Consider the following 15,932-nt stretch of genomic DNA (forward strand, 5'->3'; position numbering starts at 1 on the left):
AACGGCGGGAGTTTCCTCCCGCCGTTTTCACGTCAAGGCATCTTGCATTCGAAGTTCGCGCCGTCTTTCAGGTCGCCGCTGCCGGAATATCTGGCTGATTGGGGATAGGGGCAGAGCGGACGCGTCATCACCGGCTTACCCTCCTTGATCTGCTTCGCCTGGATCACCGTCGGCGCCTTGCCGTTCTCCACCCAGTCCATCAGCGGCGTGAAGGCATCGAAGACATCCGTGCCGTAACCCGCGGTGCAGTGGAACATGCCGGGCACCATGAACAGGCGGTAGAAATCCGCCGTCCGCTCGGCGCCCATCTGTTTGCGGACGGCTTCATAATAGTTGACGCCCATCATCGGGTTGAGCGCCGGGTCGGACCAGCCGAAATAGGTGATCATCCGCCCGCCACGCTTTTGGAATTCGCTGAGATCCGGGTTGGTGGCGTCGACGATCTCGCGGATCGCGCCGATCTTCGGATATTCGCTATCGAAGTCGAACGTCTTCCAGTCGATCGCCTTTCCGGAGGCGGGCAGCATCGCCATGTTCTTGACGAAGGTCTCGCCATAGGCCAGCTGCCGGCTCGGTCCCTGCTCGGATACCATCCACATGTCCCAGCCGCTCACACCGGTCGGATCGACACCCTCGGTGCCGAACTGTACGCCGGGGAAAATCGTCTCCCCCTTGATCTTCACCCCGCCGGCGAGCGACTTCAGCGTTTCCACCTGCGCCGACGTAAAGCAGTCGGCACCGCCTGCCTCACATGTCTTCAGATCCTTGGCCGGATCGAAATTGCATTGACGGGGATCGGCGATCAGCCCGTCCCTGGCACCGTCGATCGCATCGCATTTGTCCATCACCGCCTCGGCGAGCACCGGAAGCTGAGCCCGGCTGATCGGCGCCTTGAGCAGAGCCCGCGCATTCCAGACGCCCCAGATCTGCGTATTGGTGAGATCGAGAACTGGAGCTCCGGCGAGGATGCCGTCGAAATCGGCCGGATAGCGCTGCGCCGCCATCAGGCCCTGGCGTCCGCCGGTCGAGCAGCCATCCCAGTAGGAGAAGGAGGGATGCCGGTCGTAATAACGCGCGGCAATCGCCTTGGCGGTGTCGACCGTCACATGCACCGCGCGTGAGCCGTAGTCGATCAAGAGGTCAAGGTCTTGTGCAAAATCCCCGAGCTTGTAGGTGGCCGCATCGTGGCCGGTATTCTGCTGGACGGTGAGGAAGCCTTTCGAAAGCGCCGCATTGCGGGTGGCGACCCGTGAAGGTGCCGCAAGGTCCTCGCCCGCGTAGCCGCCATTGCCGAACATATAGAGCCGCCGGTTCCAGTTGTCCGGCAGGGTGATCTCGAAGCGAACCTGCGGCCGGATATAGCCGGTCACCTGGCAATGGCCGGGGACCGTTCCCACGCCGGCCATATGCGTGGCTTTCAGCGCCGTGACCTCGGCAAAGGATTGGCCGTTCAGCATGCCGCAGGCGATCTGCGGCGACACGGTGGCGGAAGCGAAATCCGGCCTGTCCTTCTGATCGATGAAACTGCTCTTGTTTTGTGCGAGTGCCGGGGTGAAGGCCGCAACCGCCAGAAAGGCGCAGGGCGCCAGCAGAAAGGCCCGCTGAAGCGATCGTGTCATCAAGTTCTCCTCCCAAAGACCGGTTGACCACGTCAAGATGCCGCAGGAGGGAAGGGGTAACAAATAGAAAAACCGACGCCACCCATAACCTGCAGGTTGTCGTCGGTAGCGCGGTTTAGTTGAGGACGCGCATCAGGCCCGGTGAATCCAGGGAGAAAGCCGGGATCGTCACCTCGAAGGTCTCGCCTTCGTCGGTCTGCATGTCGTAATGGCCGAACATCAGGCCGGATGGTGTGTCGAGAGGACAGCCCGAGGAATATTCGTAGCTGTCGCCCGGCTTCAGCCGCGGCTGCTCGCCGACGACCCCCGGCCCGTCCACTTCGTCGACGATGCCGTTCTGGTCGGTGATGTGCCAGTAGCGATGCACCAGCTGCACGGTGAGCGTCGAATGGTTTTCGATGACGATGCGATAGCCCCAGACATAGCGGCTCTCTTCCGGATTGGATTGCTCCTCCAGATAGTAGGGTTCGACGGCGACATCGATATCTCTTGTCCGGGCGCGATACATGCGACACCTCAACAAATCTAACTTGGTTCGATATTGTACAGAGGCGCCGCAACGTCAAGAAATCTCGCGGTTTGAACAACCGAGTGTGAGCATTTGTTGAAGTTAAGGATAACCGGGATGGTGAATTTCTGGTCGATCCACCACCCCGGCCACTATCTTGAAAAGCGAACGCTTACACGCCGGCCTTGGAAAGCGCCCGGGCGAAATCCTCGATCAGGTCGTCGGTATCCTCGATACCGGCCGACAGGCGCACGGTGCCGGGCGAGATGCCGAGTTCGGCACGGGCCTCGTCCGTGAGGTTCTTGTGCGTCGTCGTCGCCGGATGGGTGATCAGGCTCTTGGAATCGCCGAGATTGTTGGAAATCTTGACGATTTCCAACGCATTCTGCAGCTTGAAGGCAGCTTCCTTGCCGCCCTTCAATTCGAAGCAGACGAGTGTCGAGCCTGCCTTCATCTGACGGGCGATGATATCGGCCTGAGGATGGTCCTTGCGGCCGGGATAGATGACCCGGGCCACCTGCTTCTGGTCGGCGAGGAAATCGGCGATCTTCGAGGCGCTTTCCGTCTGCTGCTTGACGCGCAGCGGCAGGGTCTCGATGCCCTTCAGCAGCGTCCAGGCATTGAACGGCGACATCGCCGGGCCGGTATGGCGGAAATAGTCGTGCAGGTTCTCGTCGATCCATTCCTTGTCGGAAAGCACGACGCCGCCGAGGCAGCGGCCCTGGCCGTCGATATGCTTGGTCGCGGAATAGACGACGATATGCGCGCCGAGTTCCAGCGGCTTCTGGTAGAGCGGGGTCGCAAACACGTTGTCGACGACGACCTTGGCGCCGATCTGGTTGGCGAGCCTGGCGACGCCAGCAATATCGACCACTTCGAGCGTCGGATTGGTCGGGCTTTCCAGGAAGAACACCTTGGTCTTCGGCGTGATCGCCTTTTCCCAATTCTCCAGGAAGCGGCCATCGACCAGGGTGCATTCGATGCCGTATTTCGGAGCGAGCGTCTCGACCACCCAGCGGCAGGAGCCGAACAAGGCGCGGGCCGCAACGATATGGTCGCCGGCCTTCAGCTGGCAGAGGATCGCGGCGGTGACGGCCGCCATGCCCGAGGCGGTGGCGCGTGCGTCTTCGGCGCCTTCCAGCATGCACATGCGCTTTTCGAACATGTCGTTGGTGGGGCTGCCGTAACGCGCGTAGATGAAGCCGTCTGTCTCGCCCTTGAAGCGGGCTTCGGCCGCTTCCGACGTGTCATAGACAAAACCCTGGGTCAGGAAGATCGCTTCCGAGGTTTCGCCATATTGCGAACGCAACGTGCCGCCGTGTACGAGCTGGGTTGCCGGGCGCCATTTGTTAGTCATGCGTGTCCTCTTTCAGAACAAAAAAACCGGTCGCATAAGCAGACCGGTTTCGCACCCGGTCTTTTTAGCCACTTATTTAACGTGGCTGCAAGCCGACCGGCCAAATCACCACGGGATAAGATTGGCATAGCGCCGCGCCCCGCTTGCGTCAATGGCTCGCATTTGGTTTTGTCGCGTCGAAAACTTGAGAGAGACATGATGGCTCGCGAAACAGGAATCTTGGCGGACCGCGCGATCGCGGCACTTTTCGACAGTGGGCGGCTGATCTCCGAGCGGGAGCTCGACCTGGATCAGGTTCAGCCCGCCAGCCTCGACCTGCGCCTAGGCGCCAAGGCATTCCGCGTCCGCGCGAGCTTCATGCCCGGTCCGACGAGCCTGGTCTCCGACAAGCTCGATCGGCTGAAGCTGCACGTGATCGACCTCTCGGAAGCCGCGGTGCTGGAAACCGGCTGCGTCTATATCGTGCCGCTGATGGAACGGCTCGACCTGCCGGCCAATATGTCCGCCTCCGCCAATCCGAAAAGCTCCACCGGCCGGCTCGATATTTTCACCCGCGTGATCACCGATTACGCGCAGGAATTCGACAAGATCCCGGCCGGCTACTCCGGCCCGCTCTACCTGGAAATCTCGCCGCGTACGTTCCCGATCGTGGTGCGCCGCGGTTCGCGCCTGTCGCAGATCCGTTTCCGCGTCGGCAACGCGCTGCTCGGCGAGCCGGACCTTCTGCAACTCCATAACGACGAAACCCTGGTCGCCTCCGCCAAGCCGAATGTCTCGGGTGGCGGCATCGCCCTGTCGATCGATCTTTCCGGCGACAGCGTCGGCCTGATCGGTTATCGCGGCAAACACCACACGGCCGTCGTCGATGTCGACAAGAAGGCGCAGCACGACATCTTCGATTTCTGGGAGCCGCTTTACAGCCGCGGCCGCAACGAGCTTATTCTCGATCCCGACGAGTTCTATATCCTCGTCTCGCGCGAGGCGGTGCACGTGCCGCCGCTTTATGCGGCCGAGATGACGCCCTTCGATCCGCTGGTCGGCGAGTTCCGCGTCCACTATGCCGGCTTCTTCGATCCCGGCTTCGGCCATGAGGCGGCAGGGGGACGGGGCAGCCGGGCGGTGCTCGAGGTGCGCAGCCACGAAGTACCCTTCATCCTCGAAGACGGCCAGATCGTCGGCCGCCTGGTCTACGAACACATGCTGGAAAAACCCGAAGGCATGTACGGCGCAGGCCTCGGCTCGAACTATCAGGCACAGGGCCTGAAGCTCTCGAAGCATTTTCGCGTCTGACACCACCTCCGGCTTGACAGTCGATGCCGTCTGTTGGAAATCTGCAGACCGACGCGGGTGTAGCTCAATGGTAGAGCAGCAGCTTCCCAAGCTGAATACGAGGGTTCGATTCCCTTCACCCGCTCCACTTTCCCGCCGCACGCCCCCGCTGCCTTTCAGCCCAAAGGGCCATTTATCGCCCCATGAGTCGATGATGGGACTGCGAGGGTTAGGGGAATTGCGCATCGTGTGGTAGCTTGGCGCAGATAGCTGCCCAGTCCCGACGACACGGAGGTAGGGTCCATGGCTGAGGGCATAGACGCACTTTTCGCGCAGGCGGCGCATCTGGCCGCCGGGTTCCGCCAGGCAGATCCTCAGCTCCACCGGCCGCAACTGCAATACCAGGAATGTCTGGCGACGCTCGTCGAAGAGCTCCAGGAGGAGACGCTGGCGATGGAGGACGTCCTTCAGCATCTCGTGGAAAAGGCTGAGCCGGGTCTCCATCGCATGACGGGCCCGCGTTTTTTCGGCTGGGTGATCGGCGGCTCACATCCGATGGGCGTGGCGGCAGACTTCCTGACAAGCGCCTGGGGACAGAATGCGGGTAATCACACCGCGTCCCCTGCCGCCGCGTCTTTCGAGAAGGTGGCGGCGACCTGGCTCTTGGACGTTCTGGGCTTGCCTGCTCAATGCTCCGTGGGTTTCGTCACGGGAGCGACGGTTGCTAATTTCAGCTGCCTGGCCGCCGCGAGAGGCGAGGTGCTTCGTCGCATTGGCTGGAACGTCGATGCAGACGGGCTATTCGGTGCGCCGCCGATCACCGTTGTCGTTGGTGACGATGCCCACACCACCGTTTTCTCAGCCTTGCAGTTCCTGGGACTTGGGCATGATCGCGTCGTCCGGGTCGCCACGGACAGACAGGGGCGTATTCTTGCCGGGCATTTCGAGGAGGTGGTCAACAAGGCGGCTGGTCCAATGATCGCCATCCTTCAGGCCGGGCAGATCAATACTGGAGCCTTCGATCCGTTCGCGGAACTTATCCCGGTCGCGAGGAGCAGGGATGCTTGGGTACATGTGGACGGCGCATTTGGTCTATGGGCCAAGGCTTCGCCGTCGACACGGCATCTTTGTCCTGGAGTGGAGTTGGCGGATAGCTGGGCCACCGACGGCCACAAGTGGCTTCAGACCCCCTATGACAGCGGCTATGCGATTGTAAGGGACGAAGTCGCCCACCGGCGGGCCATGACGATCGCTGCCAGCTACCTCCCCATCGCGGCGGAAGGGGAGCGGGACCCGTCGCACTACGTGCCGGAGCTTTCGAGGCGAGCACGCGGCTTCGCGACCTGGGCAATGATGAAGCACCTCGGCCGAAACGGCATCGCCCGTCTCGTCGAAGGTTGCTGTTCCGCCGCGCGGATCATTGCCGAACATCTGTCGTGCGAGCCGGGGATCGAGATCCTGAACGACGTCGACCTCAATCAGGTGATCTGCCGCTTCGGCTCGGATCTCTCGACCACCGATGCCGACGAGGTGACGAGAAGAACCATTGCGCGGTTGCAGCGCGAGGGAACGATCTTCGTGACCGGAGCCAGGTGGAGAGGGATCGAGGTCATGCGGATTTCCGTAAGCAACTACCGAACCGACGCGAGCACGGCGATGCTGGCCGCTGAGGCGGTGTCGGTTGCGTTCCGGAAGGAACGGTTGGGCAGCTGATGAGCTGCGACAGAGACCTTGCGGTCGGTGGCCGCCGGGCGCGTTGAGCGCCCGGCGAACCGGCTTTACTTCTTGGCGTCAGCCCAGCTCTTTACGAGTTCGTCGTAGTTGACGGTGACGGGCTTTTCCTTCTCGTTGGCGACCTTGAGCTGGGGAGCGAGGTTGCCCTTGGCGACCGCCTCCTTGTTCCAGTACGCGAGGTCGTGTTCCTCTGCGAGCTTCGGACCCATGTCACCCTGGACCTTGGCGCGTTCCAGGCGCTGCAGGACCTTTTCCTGCTCGGCGCAAAGCGAGTCCATGGCGGCCTGAGCCGTCTTGGCACCAGAGGACGCATCGCCGATCGCCTGCCACCAGAGCTGCGCGAGCTTCGGATAGTCAGGCACGTTCGTGCCGGTTGGCGACCACTGGACGCGGGCCGGTGAACGATAGAACTCGATCAGGCCGCCGAGTTTTGGCGCACGATCCGTGAAGCTCTTGTGCCGGATGGTGCTCTCGCGGATCAAGGTGAGGCCGACATGGCTCTTCTTGACGTCCACCGTCTTCGAGGTGACGAACTGGGCATAGAGCCAGGCCGCCTTGGCGCGGTTGGTGGGCGTGGACTTCATCAGCGTCCAGGAGCCGACGTCCTGATAGCCGAGCTTCATGCCGTCCTTCCAATAGACCCCGTGCGGAGACGGAGCGAAACGCCATTTCGGCGTGCCGTCCTGGTTCATCACAGGCAGGCCTGCCTTCACCATGTCGGCGGTGAAAGCCGTGTACATGAACATCTGCTGGGCGATTTCGCCCTGAGCCGGAACGGGTCCGGACTCCGAGAAGGTCATGCCCTGGGCGGCGGCCGGCGCATAGGCCTTCATCCAGTCGAGATATTTCTGGATGGAGTAGACGGCGGCCGGGCCGTTGGTATCACCGCCGCGTGCGACGCAGGAGCCGACCGGCTGCGACTTCTCGTTGACCTTGATGCCCCATTCGTCGACCGGCAGGCCGTTCGGAAGGCCCTTGTCGCCGTTGCCGGCCATGGAGAGCCAAGCGTCGGTGAAGCGCCAGCCGAGCGATGGGTCCTTCTTGCCGTAGTCCATGTGACCATAGACCTTCTTGCCGCCCACGTCGCGGCCGGTGAAGAACTCGGCAATATCCTCATAGGCCGACCAGTTGACCGGCACGCCGAGTTCGTAGCCATACTTTGCCTTGAAGTCGGCCTTGTTCTTGGCGTCGTTGAACCAGTCGTAGCGGAACCAGTAGAGGTTGGCGAACTGCTGGTCCGGCAGCTGGTAGAGCTTCTTGTCCGGTGCCGTCGTGAACTTCAGGCCGATGAAATCCTGAAGATCGAGGCCGGGGTTGGTGACGTCCTTGCCTTCACCCGCCATCCAGTCGGTGAGCGAGCGGGCCTGCTGGTAACGCCAATGCGTGCCGATCAGGTCGGAATCGTTGACATAACCGTCATAGATGTTCTCGCCGGATTGCATCTGGGTCTGCAGTTTTTCAACCACGTCGCCTTCGCCGATCAGGTCGTGGGTGACCTTGATGCCGGTGATTGCGGTGAAGGCCGGAGCCAGCACCTTCGATTCGTATTCATGCGTGGTGATTGTTTCGGAGACGACCTTGATGTCCAGGCCGGCAAGCGGTTTTGCCGCATCGACGAACCATTGCATCTCCTTTTCCTGTTCGGCGCGGGAAAGCGTCGAGAGTTCGCCGACTTCCTTGTCGAGGAACTGCTTTGCCTCCTCGGTGCCGGCATAGGCGGAGCCGGTCAGAGCCAGCAGCACCGCTGCCGTCGTTGTCATAAGATGCCGTCGCATTTTATCCTCCCAGAGTTTTGCGATTGCAATTTCGTACCGAGTGGCGGTTCTCCCGCCACTTTTTCAGCTTGCCTTTCAGACGAAGCGGAAGACGCCGATTGCGTAGACCACTGCCAGGGCAAGAGCCCACCACAGGTTGGGACCGATAAGCCCCAACCATGCGAGATGAATGAATGCCGCGCCGAGCAGCGAGATGAAGAGCCGGTCTCCGCGCGTCGTTTCGAAGCGCAGGATGCCGACCCTCGGTGCACCGCCGGGCGCGAAATATTCCCAGATGCTCATGCCGATGAGCAGGGCGAGGATCGTCAGAAAGAACAGGGCCGTCGGCAGTGTCCAGGCCATCCATGAAAAGCTCATGCGTGGTTCCTCCTTGTCAGACCCGGCCGAGGGCAAAGCCCTTGGCGATGTAGTTTCGAACGAAATAGATGACGAGTGCGCCGGGAACGATGGTCAGCACGCCGGCGGCTGCCAGCACGCCCCAGTCCATGCCCGACGCCGAAACGGTGCGCGTCATGATGGCGGAAATGGGCTTGGCGGCCGTGGTCGTCAGCGTCCGGGCAAGCAGCAGTTCCACCCAGGAAAACATGAAGCAGAAGAAGGCCGCGACACCGATGCCGGAGGCGATCAGCGGCATGAAGATCTTCACGAAGAACCGCGGGAAGGAATAGCCGTCGATATAAGCGGTCTCGTCGATTTCCTTCGGTACGCCCGACATGAAGCCTTCCAGGATCCAGACAGCAAGCGGCACGTTGAAGAGGCAATGGGCGAGGGCGACCGCGATATGTGTGTCGATGAGACCGAAGGCGGAATAGAGCTGGAAGAAGGGCAGGGCGAAGACGGCGGGCGGCGCCATGCGGTTGGTGAGCAGCCAGAAGAACAGATGTTTGTCGCCGAGGAACCGATAGCGCGAAAAGGCATAGGCAGCCGGCAATGCCGCCAGAACCGAGATCGTGGTGTTCAGCGCCACATAGATGATCGAATTGATATAGCCGTTGTACCAGGAAGGATCCGTGAAGATGACCATGTAGTTCCTGAGCGTCGGGTTCTGCGGCCAGAGCGAGAAGGCTCCGGTGATCTCGGAATTCTCCTTGAAGCTCATGTTGACGAGCCAGTAGATCGGCAGAAGCAGGAAGATGATGTAGATCGTCGAGACCAGCCAGGAGAGATTGCCTGCAGGCTTGTATTTGATTGTCCTTGCCATGGTTTTCCTCCCTCCTTCAATTGTCTGCATCGCTGCTGGTCATCACGGTGTAGAAGATCCATGACAGCAGCAGGATGATCAGGAAGTAGACGATCGACATGGCGGCGGCCGGACCGAGGTCGAACTGGCCGACCGCCGTCTTGACGAGATCGATCGACAGGAAGGTCGTGGAATTTCCAGGCCCGCCGCCGGTGACCACGAAAGGCTCGGTATAGATCATGAAACTATCCATGAAGCGCAGCAGGACGGCGATAAGCAGCACCCGCTTCATCTTCGGCAGCTGGATGTAGCGGAACACCGACCACCGTGATGCCCCATCGATCTTCGCCGCCTGATAATAGGCGTCCGGAATGGAGACGAGGCCGGCGTAGCACAACAGCACGACGAGGCTCGTCCAGTGCCACACATCCATGACGACGACGGTGATCCACGCGTCCAGAGGATCGCGCACATAGTTGTAGTCGATGCCGAGCGCCGCCAGCGTGTGGCCGAGCAGGCCGATATCGACACGCCCGAAGACCTGCCAGATCGTGCCGACGACATTCCACGGGATAAGAAGCGGAAGGGCCATCAGCACCAGGCAGACCGGCACGCCGATGCCCTTCTTCGGCATGTTCAGCGCGATGAAGATGCCGAGCGGAATCTCAATCGCGAGGATGATAAAGGAGAAAAGCAGATTGCGCTGCAGGGCTTCCCAGAAGCGGGCCGAATGCAGGATATCGTCGAACCAGTCGGTGCCGGCCCAGAAGAAGGCGTTGTTGCCGAACGTATCCTGGACCGAATAGTTCACCACGGTCATCAGCGGAATGGCCGCCGAGAAGGCAACCAGCAGGAGCACGGGAAGCACCAGAAACCAGGCTTTGTTGTTCCACGTCTTTTCCATGGTTCAGGCCTCCCTGCCAACGCGCCACGAATTGGCATAGATATTCAGCGCAACGGGGTCGAAGGTGACGCGAGGCTCTGCCGGAACCTCCGCATCCTCGGAAACGACGATCGCAATCGATTGCCCCCCAAGACTTGCGCGAACGATCCTGCGCCGGCCGATGTCTTCGATGCGCGTTACCGTGACAGGCATGCCCTCCCGGCCGAGGCGGATGAATTCCGGCCGGATGCCCAGTTCGATCCGGCCACCCGCATCGATCTTCGGCGCATAATCGAGGGCGATCGTCTCGGCTCCGAGCTTGATCGTACTCCCATGGATCTCGGCGGGTATCACGTTCATGCCGGGGGAGCCGATGAAATAACCGACGAATGTATGACTGGGCCTCTCGAAGAGTTCGGCCGGCGTTCCGATCTGAACGATCTCCCCATCGTACATCACGACCACCTTGTCGGCGAAGGTGAGCGCCTCCGTCTGGTCATGGGTCACGTAGACCATGGTGAAGCCGAACTGCTTGTGGAAGCGCTTGAGCTGGGAGCGGAGCACCCATTTCATATGCGGATCGATGACCGTCAGGGGCTCATCGAAGAGGATCGCGTTGACGTCGTTGCGGACGAGACCTCTTCCGAGCGAGATCTTCTGCTTCTGATCGGCCGTGAGCCGCTGGGCCTTGCGGTTCGACCAGTCGGAGAGATCGATGATCTCAAGCATCTCGCGGACGCGGCGATCGACATCCGGTTCCGCGATGCCTCTGTTGCGCAAGGGAAATGCCAGATTGTCGTAGACCGTCATCGTATCGTAGATGACCGGAAACTGGAAAACCTGGGCAATGTTGCGTTCCTGCGTGGAAAGATTGGTGACGTCTTTCCCATCGAAGAGGATACGCCCGTGGGACGGCTGCAGCAGGCCGGAAATGATGTTCAGCAAGGTCGTCTTGCCGCAGCCGGAAGGGCCGAGCAGGGCATAGGCGCCGCCATCGGCCCATTCGTGGTCCACCTCACGCAGCGCATAGGCGGCGTCGGATTTCGGGTTCGGACCGTAGGCGTGGCGGATGTGATCGAGCGTGATGCGTGCCATGTTCGCCGTCCTCAAGCCGCCGCCGCGATGGCGCGGCCGTCTGTTCCAAAAGCCATCAGATGGCGGGTATCCAGGAAAAGCTCGATTTCGGTATCCGGATCGATGTCGTGGATGCCGGGTGCCAGCATGACCCAGCGCACACCGTTGTAGTGCATATGCACGAAGCTTTCGGAGCCCGTGATTTCCGAAATCTGCGTCTGGGCCTTCACCCTCGCAGCATTGCCGGTCTGTGCCGCGAGCCCCAGGTGATGGGGGTGGAAGGCAATGGTCACCGGACCGTCCGGCACGCCGGACAGATGCGGCGGCACCGCAAGACTGTCTGCTTCCTGGTATCGGAACGAGTCGCCGGACTTCACTACGTCGATGAAGTTGAGTGGGGGATCGGCAAATGTCTTGGCCGTCACCAGGTCAGCCGGACGACGGTAGACCTCGATCGTCGGCCCGAATTGCGTGACCCGTCCTTCGGAGAGCGTTGCCGTATTGCCGCCGAGCAACAAGGCTTCGGATGGTTCGGTCGTCGCATAAACGAAGATGGCGCCGGATTGCGCAAAGATCTTCGGCAATTCCTCGCGCAGTTCCTCGCGAAGCTTGTAGTCGAGATTGGCGAGCGGCTCGTCCATCAGCACCAGGCTCGCATTCTTGACGAGTGCGCGCGCGAGCGCCGTACGCTGCTGCTGCCCGCCGGAAAGGTTGAGAGGGGTCCGATCGAGATAGGGGATCAATCTCAGCAAGTCCGCAGCACGGCGGACTTCCCGGTCGATGGTCTTCCCATCCTTGCCTGCAATCCGCATCGGCGAAGCGATGTTTTCGTAGACGGTCAGGGCCGGGTAGTTGATGAACTGCTGGTAGACCATCGCGACGTTGCGTTTTTGCACCGCGACGCCGGTGACGTCGGCGCCGTCGAAATACACGGAGCCGCTGGTGGGACGGTCAAGTCCGGCCATCAGTCGCATGATCGAAGTCTTGCCCGAGAGCGTCGGGCCGAGCAATACGTTCAGCGAGCCGCGATCGAATGCAAGATTGGTCGGATGAATATGATACTCACCCCCCACCATCTTGGCGACGTTGCGCATTTCCAGCATTCGAGTTCCCGTGCCTCCTCACATCGGGAACACATGTCGCTTATCCGGCCATTTTTGCCGGTATAGCGGCCATGTACTCCTCCAGATATTGTCTTTCCGTCTCACTCAACCGCAGACCGTCCTTGGTTCTGCGCCACAACACGTCCTCCGCGCTCATGGCCCATTCACGGTCGACAAGATATTTCACTTCAGCCTCGTAGAGATCGCCGCCGAAATGGTGGCCGAGGTCCTGCATCCTGGTGGCGCCGTCGAGGATCATCGCTGCGCGGGTTCCGTACCGGCGCACCAGGCGCCGCGCATGCCGTTCTTCCAGAAACGGATAGCGGGCTTTCAGCTTTACCACTTCTTCCTCGTAACCCTGCGCAGGAAAATCGCCGCCGGGCAGATGGCTCTTCGCCGTCCAGGAATGGCCTTTTGCTCCGATCGCTTCGGCGATCTTCTCCAGCGCATGTTCCGAAAGACGGCGATAGGTAGTCAGCTTGCCGCCGAAGACGTTGAGCAGCGGTGCGCCCTGAGTGACGTCGACCTTCAGCACATAATCGCGCGTTGCTTCCTGCGCCTTTGAAGCGCCGTCGTCAAAAAGCGGGCGAACCGCCGAATAGGTCCAGACAATGTCGGCCGGTCGCACCGGCTCCCGAAAATACTCGCTCGCTGCATTGCAGAGATAGGTCGTCTCCTCTTCGGAGATTTTCACATCCTTCGGATTGCCAGAATAGTCCCGGTCGGTCGTGCCGATGAGCGTGAAGTCGTTCTCGTAAGGAATTGCGAAAATGATGCGATTGTCCCGGTTCTGAAAGAAATAGGCGCGGGATCCTTCGAATTTCCTCTTCACGACAATATGGCTGCCCTGGACAAGGCGCACATGGCGGGCGTCATTGTTGCCGAGCGCCTCGCGGATCACCTGGTCCACCCAGGGGCCGGCGGCATTCACCAGCATGCGGGCCTGATAGGTCTCGGTCTTGCCGGTGCGGGTATCGCACGTGCCGATCGTCCAAACACCGTTCTCCCGGCGGGCGGCAACCACCCGGGTACGCGGCAGGATCAAGGCGCCGCGATCGGCGGCATCCCGAGCGTTCAGCACCACCATCCGCGCGTCGTCGACCCAGCCGTCGGAATATTCGAATGCCTTGGTAAAAAGCGGCTTCAGAGGCTTTCCTGCCGGGTCGCTGCGCATGTCGAGCACCGCGGTCGGCGGGAGCAGCTTTCGGCCGCCGAGATGATCGTAGAGAAACAGGCCGAGGCGGATCAGCCATGCGGGGCGAACCCCTCCCTTGTGGTAGGGCAGGACGAAACGCATCGGCCAGATGATGTGCGGCGCCATGGCCCAGAGGGTTTCGCGCTCCATCAGCGATTCCCGCACGAGCCTGAATTCGTAATGCTCGAGATAACGCAGGCCGCCGTGGATGAGCTTGGTGGCACCGGAGGAGGTGCCCGAGGCAAAATCGTCCATCTCCGCGAGTGCGACCGAATAACCCCGCCCGGCCGCATCGCGTGCGATGCCGCAGCCGTTGATGCCGCCGCCGATCACGAAGATATCGTGGATTTTTTGACCCATTATTTCCCTCGCTGATCCGAAACGGCAGCAAGCCCCTAGGCATTGTGAACTTAAAATGGATTAAATCGAAAATATTCCGAATGTCAAACGAAACTGAAGGGCTAATGAACTTCAGCGTTCGTCTCGGAAGTCTCCACCAGCGCAACGCCGTTCTGCAGACAGATTTCCCGGATCGAAGGAGACGCGCAGCGGTCGGTGATAAAGGTCTGGACCTGGGAGATTTGGCCGATACGCACGGGAGCGGTGCGCTCGAATTTTGTCGAGTCGGCGACTAGGATCACGTGCCTGGCATTGGCGATGATCGCCTGGGCAACTTTCACTTCGCGAAAGTCATAATCGAGAAGAGCCCCATCCGGGTCGATCGCCGAAACGCCGATGATCGCGTAGTCGACCTTGAACTGGCGGATGAAATCGACCGCGGCTTCACCGACAATACCCCCGTCCGATTGGCGAACGACGCCACCGGCAATGACCACCTCGATTTCGTCGAGAAGTCGTAACCGATTGGCAACGTTTATATTATTGGTAATCACCATGAGTTCCCGGTGATTGACCAGTGCCTCGCTGACTGCTTCGGTGGTGGTGCCGATGTTGATGAGAAGCGAGGCGTTGTCCGGAATGAGGTTGGCGGCGGCGACGCCGATCGCCTGTTTTTCCGCAGCGGCGATCTGCCGGCGTGCGTCATACCGGACATTCTCGTTGCTGCGGGGAAGAGTGGCGCCGCCATGGATCCGCGTGAGAATTTGCTTGTCGCACAGATCATTCAGATCCTTGCGGATCGTTTGCGAGGTTACCGAGAACGTCGTCGCCAGGTCGTCGACGAGCACTCGCCCCGCCGACTTCGCAAGTTCGACGATCTTCGTCTGGCGGTCCGTGATGAACACCTCACCCCTCCGTTCGCTTTTCTTTCACTTTTAGCGAAAGCGCGCGTAAAGGCAAATGCCGTGCGTCGATTTTTCGACGCACGGTGGGGACCGAGCTGGGAGTGCTCAGGCGGAGCGGATGTCGGCGACACCCTCCAGCTCGGCCATCACGGTGTCCGACAGCTGCAGTTCCGCTGCGGCGAGGTTTTCACGCAGGTGGCCGACGGACGAGGTTCCCGGAATGAGGAGAACGTTCGGTGCGCGACGCAGCAGCCAGGCAAGTGCGACCTGCATCGGCGTCGCGGCCAGGCGCTGGGCAACGTCCGACAGGATCGACGATTGCAGCGGGCTGAAGCCGCCGAGCGGGAAGAACGGCACATAGGCGATGCCATCACGGGCGAGATCGTCGATCATGGCATCGTCTTGCCGATGAGCGAGATTATACTGGTTCTGTACGCAGACGATCTTGGCGATGCCCTGACCTTCGGCAACCTGTGCCGGCGTGACGTTGCTGAGCCCGATGTGGCGGACCAGGCCCTTGCGCTGCAGCTCCGCCAGAACCGTCAGGGGTTCTTCGATCGAGCCTTCGGCCGGGCCGTGGACATCGAACATGATACGCAAATTGACGACGTCCATGGCGTCGAGACCAAGATTGCGCAGGTTGTCGTGGACGGCCTGTGTCAGCTGTTCGCCAGAGAACGCCGGGTTCCATGAACCGTCGGTCCCGCGCATGGCGCCGATCTTGGTCACGATCATCAGGTCGTCGGGGTACGGATGAAGCGCTTCGCGGATGATCTGGTTGGTTACGTGCGGACCGTAAAAGTCGCTGGTGTCGATGTGATTGACGCCAGCCTCGACCGCCTCGCGCAGGACTGCGATTGCCGCATCGCGGTCCTTCGGCGGGCCGAACACACCCTTGCCCGCAAGCTGCATGGCGCCGTAGCCGAGCCGTCTCACGTTGCGGTCGCCGAGAATAAATGTACCCGCTTGGTCTATGTTCGACATGGGATAT

General features: G+C 60.9%; 14 protein-coding genes, 1 tRNA gene and 1 riboswitch. Of the genes, 3 read left to right on the top strand and 12 right to left on the bottom strand.

What is annotated here, in order from left to right; genetic code table 11:
* Nucleotides 1–32: 32 nt before the first annotated feature.
* The 3 genes from ACSQ3G_RS00595 to ACSQ3G_RS00605 form a co-directional block, all read right to left on the bottom strand.
* Nucleotides 33–1,619 carry a tannase/feruloyl esterase family alpha/beta hydrolase gene (locus tag ACSQ3G_RS00595; RefSeq protein ID WP_436108691.1) on the bottom strand — a complete coding sequence of 529 codons (1,587 nt, stop codon included), beginning with the start codon at nucleotides 1,617–1,619 and terminating at the stop codon, nucleotides 33–35.
* Nucleotides 1,620–1,734: 115 nt separating this feature from the next.
* On the bottom strand, nucleotides 1,735–2,127 hold the full coding sequence (gene apaG, locus ACSQ3G_RS00600) for a Co2+/Mg2+ efflux facilitator ApaG/CorD (RefSeq protein ID WP_046603197.1): 393 nt from the start codon (nucleotides 2,125–2,127) through the stop codon (nucleotides 1,735–1,737).
* 172 nt (nucleotides 2,128–2,299) lie between these two features.
* Complete coding sequence (locus ACSQ3G_RS00605) at nucleotides 2,300–3,484, bottom strand: O-succinylhomoserine sulfhydrylase (protein ID WP_436108692.1); 1,185 nt, start codon at nucleotides 3,482–3,484, stop codon at nucleotides 2,300–2,302.
* Nucleotides 3,485–3,527: 43 nt separating this feature from the next.
* Nucleotides 3,528–3,606: riboswitch (SAM riboswitch) on the bottom strand.
* A 73-nt stretch (nucleotides 3,607–3,679) separates the two neighbouring features.
* Here ACSQ3G_RS00605 and ACSQ3G_RS00610 point away from each other — a divergent pair.
* The 3 genes from ACSQ3G_RS00610 to ACSQ3G_RS00620 all read left to right on the top strand — a co-directional run bounded on the left by ACSQ3G_RS00610 (nucleotide 3,680) and on the right by ACSQ3G_RS00620 (nucleotide 6,466).
* A complete protein-coding gene (locus tag ACSQ3G_RS00610) occupies nucleotides 3,680–4,774 on the top strand; it encodes a 2'-deoxycytidine 5'-triphosphate deaminase (protein ID WP_172717201.1) in 1,095 nt (364 codons plus the stop codon).
* 53 nt (nucleotides 4,775–4,827) lie between these two features.
* Nucleotides 4,828–4,901: transfer RNA gene (locus tag ACSQ3G_RS00615), tRNA-Gly, on the top strand.
* 155 nt (nucleotides 4,902–5,056) lie between these two features.
* Entirely contained in the window at nucleotides 5,057–6,466 is a 1,410-nt protein-coding gene (locus tag ACSQ3G_RS00620) for a pyridoxal phosphate-dependent decarboxylase family protein (RefSeq protein WP_436108693.1), read from the top strand.
* A 65-nt stretch (nucleotides 6,467–6,531) separates the two neighbouring features.
* Here the strand turns inward: ACSQ3G_RS00620 and ACSQ3G_RS00625 are convergent, their stop codons facing one another.
* From ACSQ3G_RS00625 to ACSQ3G_RS00665, 9 genes are all read right to left on the bottom strand, one after another.
* Complete coding sequence (locus tag ACSQ3G_RS00625) at nucleotides 6,532–8,262, bottom strand: ABC transporter substrate-binding protein (RefSeq protein ID WP_436108694.1); 1,731 nt, start codon at nucleotides 8,260–8,262, stop codon at nucleotides 6,532–6,534.
* Between the two features lie 75 nt (nucleotides 8,263–8,337).
* Nucleotides 8,338–8,619 carry a DUF2160 domain-containing protein gene (locus ACSQ3G_RS00630; protein ID WP_105404052.1) on the bottom strand — a complete coding sequence of 94 codons (282 nt, stop codon included), beginning with the start codon at nucleotides 8,617–8,619 and terminating at the stop codon, nucleotides 8,338–8,340.
* Between the two features lie 16 nt (nucleotides 8,620–8,635).
* The gene (locus ACSQ3G_RS00635) at nucleotides 8,636–9,463 is read right to left on the bottom strand and encodes a carbohydrate ABC transporter permease (RefSeq protein ID WP_046630625.1); all 828 of its coding nucleotides are present in this window, start codon (nucleotides 9,461–9,463) and stop codon (nucleotides 8,636–8,638) included.
* Between the two features lie 16 nt (nucleotides 9,464–9,479).
* Nucleotides 9,480–10,346, bottom strand: coding sequence for a carbohydrate ABC transporter permease (locus ACSQ3G_RS00640; protein ID WP_046610946.1), 867 nt, complete (start codon nucleotides 10,344–10,346; stop codon nucleotides 9,480–9,482).
* Nucleotides 10,347–10,349: 3 nt separating this feature from the next.
* Nucleotides 10,350–11,420: an ABC transporter ATP-binding protein gene (locus ACSQ3G_RS00645; RefSeq protein WP_436108695.1), complete on the bottom strand. Its 1,071-nt coding sequence runs from the start codon at nucleotides 11,418–11,420 to the stop codon at nucleotides 10,350–10,352.
* 11 nt (nucleotides 11,421–11,431) lie between these two features.
* The gene (locus tag ACSQ3G_RS00650; RefSeq protein WP_436108696.1) at nucleotides 11,432–12,502 is read right to left on the bottom strand and encodes an ABC transporter ATP-binding protein; all 1,071 of its coding nucleotides are present in this window, start codon (nucleotides 12,500–12,502) and stop codon (nucleotides 11,432–11,434) included.
* Nucleotides 12,503–12,542: 40 nt separating this feature from the next.
* Nucleotides 12,543–14,057 carry a glycerol-3-phosphate dehydrogenase gene (gene glpD, locus ACSQ3G_RS00655; RefSeq protein WP_436108697.1) on the bottom strand — a complete coding sequence of 505 codons (1,515 nt, stop codon included), beginning with the start codon at nucleotides 14,055–14,057 and terminating at the stop codon, nucleotides 12,543–12,545.
* Nucleotides 14,058–14,158: 101 nt separating this feature from the next.
* The gene (locus ACSQ3G_RS00660) at nucleotides 14,159–14,941 is read right to left on the bottom strand and encodes a DeoR/GlpR family DNA-binding transcription regulator (protein ID WP_105404055.1); all 783 of its coding nucleotides are present in this window, start codon (nucleotides 14,939–14,941) and stop codon (nucleotides 14,159–14,161) included.
* 105 nt (nucleotides 14,942–15,046) lie between these two features.
* Entirely contained in the window at nucleotides 15,047–15,925 is an 879-nt protein-coding gene (locus ACSQ3G_RS00665) for an aldo/keto reductase family oxidoreductase (protein ID WP_436108698.1), read from the bottom strand.
* Nucleotides 15,926–15,932: the final 7 nt, after the last annotated feature.

Origin of the sequence: Neorhizobium tomejilense (assembly GCF_964254135.1) — a bacterium.
GTDB classification, from domain to species: Bacteria; Pseudomonadota; Alphaproteobacteria; order Rhizobiales; family Rhizobiaceae; genus Neorhizobium; species Neorhizobium tomejilense.